At 60.4% G+C, this 9,125-nt stretch carries 7 protein-coding genes; 2 read left to right on the forward strand and 5 right to left on the reverse strand.

All coding sequences use genetic code 11. The features are described 5' to 3' along the window. The first annotated feature begins 434 nt into the window (after window positions 1-434). On the forward strand, window positions 435-3,941 hold the full coding sequence (locus tag QMC91_RS08520; RefSeq protein WP_300237686.1) for a HEAT repeat domain-containing protein: 3,507 nt from the start codon (window positions 435-437) through the stop codon (window positions 3,939-3,941). Here the strand turns inward: QMC91_RS08520 and QMC91_RS08525 are convergent. The 4 genes from QMC91_RS08525 to QMC91_RS08540 all read right to left on the reverse strand — a co-directional run bounded on the left by QMC91_RS08525 (window position 3,938) and on the right by QMC91_RS08540 (window position 7,684). Beyond that, window positions 3,938-4,612 carry a flavodoxin family protein gene (locus QMC91_RS08525; RefSeq protein ID WP_300237688.1) on the reverse strand — a complete coding sequence of 225 codons (675 nt, stop codon included), beginning with the start codon at window positions 4,610-4,612 and terminating at the stop codon, window positions 3,938-3,940. The two genes, QMC91_RS08520 and QMC91_RS08525, sit on opposite strands and share 4 nt — an antisense overlap. A gap of 66 nt (window positions 4,613-4,678) precedes the next feature. Next, entirely contained in the window at window positions 4,679-5,143 is a 465-nt protein-coding gene (locus QMC91_RS08530) for an FxLYD domain-containing protein (protein ID WP_300237691.1), read from the reverse strand. Between the two features lie 210 nt (window positions 5,144-5,353). Next, on the reverse strand, window positions 5,354-6,421 hold the full coding sequence (locus tag QMC91_RS08535) for a hypothetical protein (RefSeq protein WP_300237693.1): 1,068 nt from the start codon (window positions 6,419-6,421) through the stop codon (window positions 5,354-5,356). Between the two features lie 105 nt (window positions 6,422-6,526). Then, window positions 6,527-7,684 carry a hypothetical protein gene (locus tag QMC91_RS08540; RefSeq protein WP_300237695.1) on the reverse strand — a complete coding sequence of 386 codons (1,158 nt, stop codon included), beginning with the start codon at window positions 7,682-7,684 and terminating at the stop codon, window positions 6,527-6,529. Between the two features lie 126 nt (window positions 7,685-7,810). Between QMC91_RS08540 and QMC91_RS08545 the strand changes: the two genes are divergently transcribed. Then, window positions 7,811-8,431 carry a bifunctional 2-polyprenyl-6-hydroxyphenol methylase/3-demethylubiquinol 3-O-methyltransferase UbiG gene (locus QMC91_RS08545; RefSeq protein WP_300237697.1) on the forward strand — a complete coding sequence of 207 codons (621 nt, stop codon included), beginning with the start codon at window positions 7,811-7,813 and terminating at the stop codon, window positions 8,429-8,431. Between the two features lie 6 nt (window positions 8,432-8,437). On the opposite strand, the gene QMC91_RS08550 is transcribed toward QMC91_RS08545, so the two are convergent. Then, window positions 8,438-8,887 carry a DUF5804 family protein gene (locus tag QMC91_RS08550; RefSeq protein WP_300237699.1) on the reverse strand — a complete coding sequence of 150 codons (450 nt, stop codon included), beginning with the start codon at window positions 8,885-8,887 and terminating at the stop codon, window positions 8,438-8,440. Window positions 8,888-9,125: the final 238 nt, after the last annotated feature.

Genomic DNA, 9,125 nt, shown 5'->3' on the forward strand with positions numbered 1-9,125 from the left:
GGGAGTAAGAAGGTGCGCCATCCGGCGGAGGTCCCGGGGAGCGAGAATCGAGGCCCTCTGATCCTCACGCACCTCCCGTTCTCCCGCCGGTGGTCTGGTGGTCGAAGAGATACGCTCACAGGGGCAGCCTGCTGGTTTCCCGCGCCTCCTCTCTTCCTGCCCGCAAGAAGCAGTAACGCTCCCGCCGCCCCAAGATCCAGGAACCTCCCTTTCGGAGGGTTCACGGCACTACCAGAATGCATGCATTAGAACAACCTCTCCACCCTCCATAGTGCCTATCCGGCCATCCGTATAACACCCATACGAACCCCTGCTCCATATAACACCTCCCGGCCGGAGAACTGCTAAACGGCTACCTTACGACTTGGCATAGAAGGTTTATTGGTTGTGGTGACGAACATCTCTCCGAATAAACGAGTATCCATCCAGATGCCATGGCACTCTTTGAAAGGTTACGGACAGATGTTGAAGGTTTGCGCCAGGCGAAGGACTATCCCGGTCTGATCGCGATCCTCGACGGCGATGACCCCGCCGGTCGCACCGAGGCAGCACGTGCTCTATGCAACCTGGGTGTCGGCGCCCTCCCCAACCTCCTCCGGAGCCTGGATAAGGCCGGTCCTGCCTCACGGACCCGGATGCTCGGTGCACTTGTCTCTGTTGGCACCCCCTCCATCCCCCTGCTCCTTGCCCTTATCCTCCGTGCCGACCCCACGCTCCAGACCACAATCGCCCGTGCGATCGCATCGGCGGGGGAACCGATGTTTGAAGCGCTGTTACCCGCCCTCCAGCACGATCAACCGGCGATCCGACGTGCAACCGTGATCTCCCTCCAGGGAGCGGGCAAAAAGGCCATCCCCCACCTCACCCGGGCGCTCCATGACAGCAACCTCGCCGTCCGGAAAGAGGCGGCTCGCGTGCTTGCCTCGCTGCGATGGACGCCCACAGAGACCTCAGATCAGGTAGAGTTCTACTACCTCCTCGAAGACTGGGACGAACTCTCAAAACTCCAGGGAGCGGCCGTTCCGGTCCTCCTTCAGGCCCTCCAGAGTAAAGACCCCCATATACGCTCTGAGTCGGCACGGAGCCTCGGCAGGATCCGTGATTTCCGTGCATTCCCGGCCCTCGCAAAAGCGGCAAAGGATCGCGACGAGAACGTCCGCATGCGGGCCATCGAGGCGCTCGGTTATATGGGAGACCCGCAGGCCATACCTCTCCTGGTCGACGCGCTCAACGACCCCCGGCACGAGGTTCGGATGGAAGCAGCGTGGGCGCTTGACCGCCTGCGCTGGGTGCCGCAGAGCAACCTCCAGCGGGTGGACTACCTGATCGCCAGAGAGCGCTGGAGCGAGGTTGCCGCCATGGGGAGAACCGCCATCCCCTCCCTCATCCAGGCCCTCAAGATCAACTACTCGGGCGTTCGCATCGGTGCGACCGAGGCACTGCGCAGGATGGGGCAGCCCGCGATAAGCGCCCTGAAGGCTGAGGCCTCGTCAAAGGATCCAGGCCGTAGACAGCGGGCAAAGACCGCTCTCCAGTACATCCAGCGGCGCGAGGAAGAGGATACCCTTACCAGGCCTGTAGAGGAAGACCCCTCCCGTTACGAACGTGAACTCAAAGAAGGGCTCGCCATCCAGAAAAGGTTCGAGAAGGTCTTCGGACGCCCGAGATACACCAGCCCCACGGAGGGTGCCGGAAAACCACAGAAACTGGGGGTAGAAGCCCAAAAACCCGCGAATTCCGGTGAAACCGCAAATCAGGCCGCTGAATTACCACGCAAAGATATGAACCTTGATGAGATCATCAGGGAGAGCAGGATGGCGGAAGAGGCATGGGCACGGGTCAAAGAGCGCTGGAAGGCCGAGAGGTCTGTTCCGGAAGGCGGCATCCCGCTGGAAAACCTCATCTCGCACGAGTTCGAGGAGGCGATCGTCGAGATGGATGAGGCCGGGGATGAAGAGGGTTGGAATGCCCTCCTCGCCGATGAGGAAACCCGTGAACCTCAACCACTCGAGATCCCCGAGATCACTCCAGAGACCCCGGAAGAACCGGAACCTCCTGAACCGGTCCCCGAGAAGTCACCCCTGGAACGATATCTTGAAGCCCTCCGGAGCAGCGATGAGACGGTCAGGGCAGCGGCGGTTGCAGCGTTGCAGGGGATGGGGAAAGAGGCGGTCATATACCTCATCCAGGCGCTCAACGACCCTCAACCTGCGGTTCGGATAGCCGCGGCGGAGGCGCTTGGCCAGATAGGGGATGTGGACGCAGTCGACCCGCTGATCCAGACCACCCGCGACGAGAGAGAGGACGTGCGGATTGCTGCGGCCTCTGCGCTCGCGCGTATCGGCAACAAGAAGTCCATCCAGCCGCTTATCCGCCTCTTTGCCGACCGCTATCATGGTGTACGTGTTGCCGCAGCGGACGCGGTCGCGACCTTTGGCCGTGCAGCGCTGGATCCGCTCGGGGAGGCTCTCTCCGATCCGGTGACTGTTGTCCGGGTGACAGCGGCCCGGGCCGTCGGGCTGATCGGGCTAATCGATACGATCCCTCTCCTCATCGATCACCTGGGCGACCCGGCGGCGGAGGTAAGGTGGAGCGTCGCCCGCGCCCTGGCCGGGTTCGGCCCCCCTGTGATTGACCCACTCTCCCTGGTGATGCGGCGTGGGAGCAAGGATATGCGTCTTGCGGCTATCGATGCCCTCTGGGAGATCGAGGATGAGCGCGTGGTCGACATTCTGCGCCAGGCACTCGATGATAAGGATGAAGAGGTGAGGGAGAAGGCGGCAGCAGCTCTCAAGAAACGGCAGGTGATCGATGTCTGGCGGAGCGCGCTCGGCAGCCAGGTTCAGGAGGAGGTGCGGGCTCCAAAGAAGAAGAAAAAACCGATCCGGCTGGAGGATAAGAAGGCGTTTGAGCGTTCCGGGCCACTTGAGGTCGGGAAGCTCATCTCGGCGCTCAAGGAGAAGGACTGGCAGATGCAGCTCAACGTCGCCACACGCCTCATCATGATGGGGAAGCCCGCCGTCGACGGCCTCATCCGTGCGCTCAGGAACGAGGACCCGGAGATCCAGGCCGCGGCCGCCGGTATCCTCGGGGAGATGCGCGAGACCGCGGTCGAGCCGCTCATGGACGCCCTGGAGGACAGTGACCGGTTTGTTCGGATCGTTGCCGCCCAGAACCTGGGCAAGATCGGGAACAAACGTGCTATTGAAGCCCTTATCAGCGTCCTGCACAGGGAGACCGATCCCGAGGTGAGGACGGCGGTGGTGGAGGGGCTGGGCTACATGGGAAGCAAACAGGCTATAGAACCGCTCTCCCTTGCGCTCCGGGACCGGGATGAACGTGTTCAGATCGCCGCCGCAAGGTCGCTTGGCTACATCGGTGACCTTCGTGCCCTTGAACCTCTCATCCATGCGCTACGCGACGTGGATGACCGGGTCAGGTATGCCGCGCTCGAGGCGCTGAAGTACCCCGACGAGACGATGCGGAGTCATCTGATCGGTGCTCTCCGTTCGGGTGACGAAGACTTCAGGGCAGGGGTTGCCGAAGCGCTGGAAGCGGGAGGCTGGGTGCCGGAGACAACGGAGCAGCGCGTTCTCTACCTGATGGCCCTGAACCGCTGGAGCGAGGTGGAAGAGATCGGTGCCGATGCGCTCCCGGTTCTTGCGGAGGTGCTCGACGACCCGCTGGTCGAGGTCAGGGCAAACGCCGTTCGGGCTATAAACAGGATCGGTGGGGAGGGGTCTGTACCTCTCCTCGTCCAGGCCCTCCGGGACGAGACGTTCATGGTCAGGAAGCGGGCTGAACGTGGTCTTATCGAGCTGGGGGAGACAGCGCTCCCGGGGCTTGAGGATGCTCTCGAGATGGCGGAGGATGAGGAGCGGGAGAGGTTGCAGCGGATAATCGATGAGATCCGCGCCAGAAATGTGGTGGAAGAGGCTTAAGGTATCCGCCCGGCCTCCTTCCAGTGGTTGTACTGGTGGGGCCAGCGGTCCTTGTTCGCCGCTACGAGTGCCACCATATGTTCGATCATATCGGCATGGATCTTCTCCTGTTCCGGGTAGGTCTCGCGGTTCTTGATGGCCTGGACCAGTCTCACGCCGAGGTCGTAAGCCTTCTTCTCTGCAGCTGCCATCGCCCCGGTGTCGGTCTCTGTGCCGACGACGACATCGACGCCGCCAACGGTGTTTGCGCCAAGACTCAGCAGCACGCGGTTGAGGTATGCCACGACCTCGTCCGCCCCTGAACCGCCGGCGGTGGAGACGGCGCAGCCGTACTTCCCGAGGAACATCTGACAGTGGATGGCATCAGTTATCCGGTCGAGCATGGTCTTCATCTGGGCGGTGACAGAGTTTACGTAGTTGGGTGAGCCCAGGACGATCCCGTCGCTCTCGAGCATATTCTCGTAGAGTTCGGTGAAATCGTCGTCGTTTATGCACTTTCCCTGTTCGTAGCAGATGTGGCAGCCGTTGCAGTACTCAATCTGGAGTCTGGAGACGTCCACGAGTTCTACATCTGCCCCGGCGCTCTTTGCCCCGTTCAGGACAGCCTGGACGAGTTTTCGAGTCCGGCTCTCAGGCCCCCGGGGGCTTCCATTAATTCCAATTATCTTCATTTTATCTAACCTCTTTGCAGTATACGTGAGTCCGCCACCCCGGGTTTGCACCGAGCCACACAGGCCTTACGGGATGTCGCAGGCGACCTCAACCCCGGCGTGATATTGCCGGTCACAGTTGCCCGGGAGCGGGTCGACCGTGAATATCTTTGTCTCGCCCGCCGGGAACCGGGGGACGAAAACGGTCTCGGTCGCCCGGATCATATCCTCTTCGTCATCGATCAGCATGAACCTGATGACAACGTTTCTTGCAGCCCCGTCCCCCTCGTTGGTCACGCTCCCCGTCACCGTCCAGTAGCAGGATCCGTCGCTTCGCATGCGTTTCTGGAGCGAGGTGATGCTGGTCGAGAATGCGGGTTTCGGCCCAACAGGTGAGTAGGTGGTGTAGGTAGTGGCCGGTGCAGGTACCGGGCTCGGCGTCTCCGGTGTTTGGGAGGTCCCCATACAGCCTGCAGATACAGCGGCGCCGAGGAGACACCCCAGGAGCAGAAGGGTCATGGGGCTAATTCCCGGTGGTGAGAGACCTCCCATGTAGATGCATTCCGTACTGGAAGTATATAAGAGATACGGAGGAGGTTCCCCCCCGCAACTGGCGATTCTCCATTGATATACCCTCGGGGAGCGGGTTCTTCGTCGCTCCCCCGTTTCATGGGGCAATCATCCCTCGCAGCCCCCCACCACGGAGGGGTGTGTCCTGTGAAAGACATTCCCTGGCAGTTGCAGGAGAGATGAAAGCACCCCCTACCACACAGATTTTGTGGGGTCAAGGTGCCAGACCGGCTTGTTGTTGCCGATCCTGACCTGGAGGTATGCGTTTGAAAGGTCGATCTCCTCCGGCACCTCGAAGAAGAGGTATCCCTCCATCGACTCGCTTCTATCGAGAACGATACTGGAGTATGACCCTCCCCGGGATGTCGGCCCCGGCGCCTGCAGCGGTTGGTAGGTCTCACCGTTGTAGTAGAGGGTAAACGCGCTCTCTGCCGGCGTCCTTATGCGGCTGCTTGTGCCCTCTCCCCTGTAACCGAGGTGCGTCACCCGGACCGGTACCAGGAGGTAGACCTTCCCGGGTTCCGGTATATACTCCACCGGTTTTGTTCCGATCGTCTCAAACCCGCCTGACCGGGCTACCCCCCAAACGATAATCGAGGCGGTGTTGTCCCCGCTTGAATCGTCATAAATGAACCGTTCGCCAGGTCTCAGAGCGTCAGGAAACTCCGGAGCAGCCCCGGCGACGAGGTCTGAAGGTGTGGTAGAACCCACCGGTTCCGCGGCAGAAGAGGCTGCTGTGTAGTTCTGCAACGTCCCGGATAAAAGTTCTGTCCCGTGGGCAAGATGCTTTATTGCATCCTCCCTAACGCTTCTGTTTGTGGGAATGCCGTTTTCAAGCATGGTGCCGGCCGTTACAAACTCATCCAGCGCGGTTATGAACCGTGATCGCACCGACTCGTTTTCCGGCGAGACCTCAAGAGCGGCAGCGTCGAGACGGAGTCGCCCCGCAAAAGAGACCATCTCGGCCGCCTGGCTGCGAAGAAAGGAGTCATTATCGGCATGGAGAGCACCTATCTGGCCAACGGATAGTTCAAGAAGCCTTACGCTCCCACCGGCTATCAGGGACTCCAGCATCTCGTCATCGGTTGGAGGCACGATCGCCGGTGTAACGTTGCCCGCCTGAACGCCGTCGGAACCCTGCCCCCCTGCCCGGAGATCGGGAAAGACCTCCGCACCGATCGAGGGGACAAGGAGAAAGACGAGACAGGCTACTCCAATACCGCATGTCACAACGACCATTGCCGCGCGAGACCGTCTCATCGCCACTCATCTATTCCCCGCAACAGGAATATTCTTTGTGCCCGGCCAGGGGGTCTCAACGAGATCAGGCCGTCACGGAGATCCCGGGTATAGACAGAGAACCTTTCACACCTTCTTTCCGAGTGCCCAGGTTGGAGAACCCGCTTCACCCAGGTTGACCCTTATGAAGCACTCGCTCAGGTTGATCGCGTCCGGGACATCAAATACGATGTAGCCATGCTTCTTCTCGTATCGATCCAGCGTCACTCCAGCATACGGTTCGCCAAGCGTCGTTCCGTGCACCAGTTTTATCGGGGAGTAGGTGGTTCCGCGGTAATAGAGCGTGAATGCACTGACTTCGGGCGTCCGGATTGTGTATATGCGTCGCTCTCCCTTATGACCGAGGTTCATGACCTTCACCTCCACCACCAGGAACGCCCGACCCGGTTCTGCCGCGATCTCCTCTCCGTTCAAGTAGTATTCGTGGATTAGATCCGCCGAGATCAGCATTATGGAGATCTCGTTTGCCCCGATCCGGTCGTCGTAGACGTACCGTTGCATCAGCGTCAGCGTATCGGCAGGGACGGTGGAGGGTTGCGCTACCGGGAGATTGATATCCACAACCTCCGCTGGCACGCGCAGGGTCTGCCGGTCAATGCCATCAAGAGCCTCGCGGAGATACCCCGATCCACGTTCAAGTTCCTGAAACGCCGTATCCACCAGCGTTGCGTTAAGTCTGTCGTTTTGCAGAACGATATCGGCGTATGCCACATAAGACTCGAGGGCAAGGGTGTAGGAGGTCTTTGTCTCCTCCATCCCGGTTGAGACGCTAAATCCGGCCGATTCTTTCAGGGCGCTCCTTGCGAACCCCTGGAGTGTTGCAGCGTGTTCCCTGGCCGTTTTTTCATCCCAGGCATAGAGGGCGTGAGCGTTCTGCATTGCAAGCAGCATGAGCGAGACGCTGCTGTTCGCGACGAGACCGATCAGTTCATCGTCATCGTATTCGGGCGTGACTTGCGTGCTGTTCTCATCCTGGTTGGCTGTCTCGTTCTCGTCCGGGACGATCAACCAGGCCGTCGTCTCCGGCATTGTTAGAGGTGTCAGATTGATGGGGTTACCGCTGAGGACTCTCTCGTTGAGACCGGTTAAGACGGTGGCAAGACCCTGCGGTCCCGTGGGTTCCGGTGATACTGGCCAGGCCGTCTCTCCCATGATGGGCCCGAGCACGATACCCGCAAATATCAATAAGGCGAGTGTCATTGTGATGGCATCCGACAGGTCCACGCTGATAGGGTCGATCGTCTGAGGTAAAAAGATTTGCCGGGTTCACCGGTCATGGCGCCGTTCCCGAACCCTGCGATGGTGCACACGCCCGAAACGTTATCCCCCGGGAGCGTTGACCTATGATCCATGACCGCCGGTCCATCTGCCTGGGACGAGGACTACCGGAAGCGGGGGAACCTCTGGGGAGGAGCCCCGGCATCGCTCCCGGAGATCCCGGCGGGCGCCACCGTCCTTGAGATTGGCTGCGGGAACGGGAAGACTCTTGTGGCACTCGCCCGGCGTTCTTCGCACGTTACGGCGGTCGAGATCTCCAGGGAGGCTCTCCTCCTCGCCCGCAGGCATCCCGCGACGGCGGCGGCAGCTTTCGTCCTGGCCGATGCTCGCGACCTCCCTTTCCGGGATTGCGTCTTCGATCTGGTCTTCCTGGTTCATGTCGCCGGCCACCTGCCCGCCCGCGACCGTATCACCCTGGCATCAGAGGTCTGCCGGGTGCTTGCAGATGGTGGGACGCTCATCTTCAGGGCGTTCTCCATCGAGGACATGCGTGCCGGGAAGGGGGTGGAGGTGGAACCAAAGACGTTCCGGCGGGGGAGCGGGATAACCACCCACTACTTCACCGAGACCGAGGCTCTGGAACTCTTTTCGCCGCTCACCCCGGTCTTGCTCCGGACTGACCGCTGGCAGATGCGGGTCAGGGGGAAATACCTGCCCCGCGCCGAGGTTGAAGGGGTATTCCTGAAAGGGTGAATGATCTCATGACCCTTTCGTGTGGGACTCCTCCGCGGTGCACCAGACCTCAAGCAGCGTATCACCGGGTTCAGTCCGGTCGGTGTATGACTCCGGTCTCGTCCCCTCTTCCATCCATATGAGATCGATCAACCGGTCACCGGCAACCCTGTAGAGGCAACGGTGACTCCATGGAGACACCGGTCTCACGTCACGCTCGTAGACCTGCCGGGCAAGCGCGGACGAGTAGAAGATACCCTCATCGGGCTCAAAGAGGACTTCCCGGACGTAGCGCTGGATGTACCACCGGAGCTCGGAGACCAGGGCAAGTGCGCTCCCGAGCGATGCTGTCCGGATACGGATTCCATACGAAAGTCGGTCGGGGCGGTAAAAACGAAGGGCGCGCCTGCTGGTCTCGGATGCAAGAAGCGTCGTATAGAGGTCGACCCCCTCGGACTGGATGAGGAGGACATTCATGGCATATCTGTGCGCGGGTAAGATCGATAAGGGTTCCTAAATACTTCTCCCGCAATAAGAACGGTTGTGGGGGATCTCCGTCTGCTACACCGCCCATTAAGGTGGCCTGCAGGCGTGGTGAACCTCTTGTGGAAGCCCCTCACCTCAAATAGATTCTGCCAGAGAGATCCTGTAGTAGCCCCTTCCAGAACTACCTGATCTTCAGCCTTATTTTGCCGTTAGATCCGCACTCCAAGGC

Origin of the sequence: Methanoculleus sp. (assembly GCF_030019085.1) — an archaeon.
Taxonomy (GTDB): domain Archaea; phylum Halobacteriota; class Methanomicrobia; order Methanomicrobiales; family Methanoculleaceae; genus Methanoculleus.

What these genes read in the sequence shown, in the direction of transcription:
- QMC91_RS08550 (WP_300237699.1), bottom strand. Translation starts at nt 8,887, where the DNA reads ATGAATGTCCTCCTCATCCAGTCCGAGGGGGTCGACCTCTATACGACG.
- QMC91_RS08525 (WP_300237688.1), bottom strand. Translation starts at nt 4,612, where the DNA reads ATGAAGATAATTGGAATTAATGGAAGCCCCCGGGGGCCTGAGAGCCGG.
- QMC91_RS08535 (WP_300237693.1), bottom strand. Translation starts at nt 6,421, where the DNA reads ATGAGACGGTCTCGCGCGGCAATGGTCGTTGTGACATGCGGTATTGGA.
- QMC91_RS08530 (WP_300237691.1), bottom strand. Translation starts at nt 5,143, where the DNA reads ATGGGAGGTCTCTCACCACCGGGAATTAGCCCCATGACCCTTCTGCTC.
- QMC91_RS08520 (WP_300237686.1), top strand. Translation starts at nt 435, where the DNA reads ATGGCACTCTTTGAAAGGTTACGGACAGATGTTGAAGGTTTGCGCCAG.
- QMC91_RS08545 (WP_300237697.1), top strand. Translation starts at nt 7,811, where the DNA reads ATGACCGCCGGTCCATCTGCCTGGGACGAGGACTACCGGAAGCGGGGG.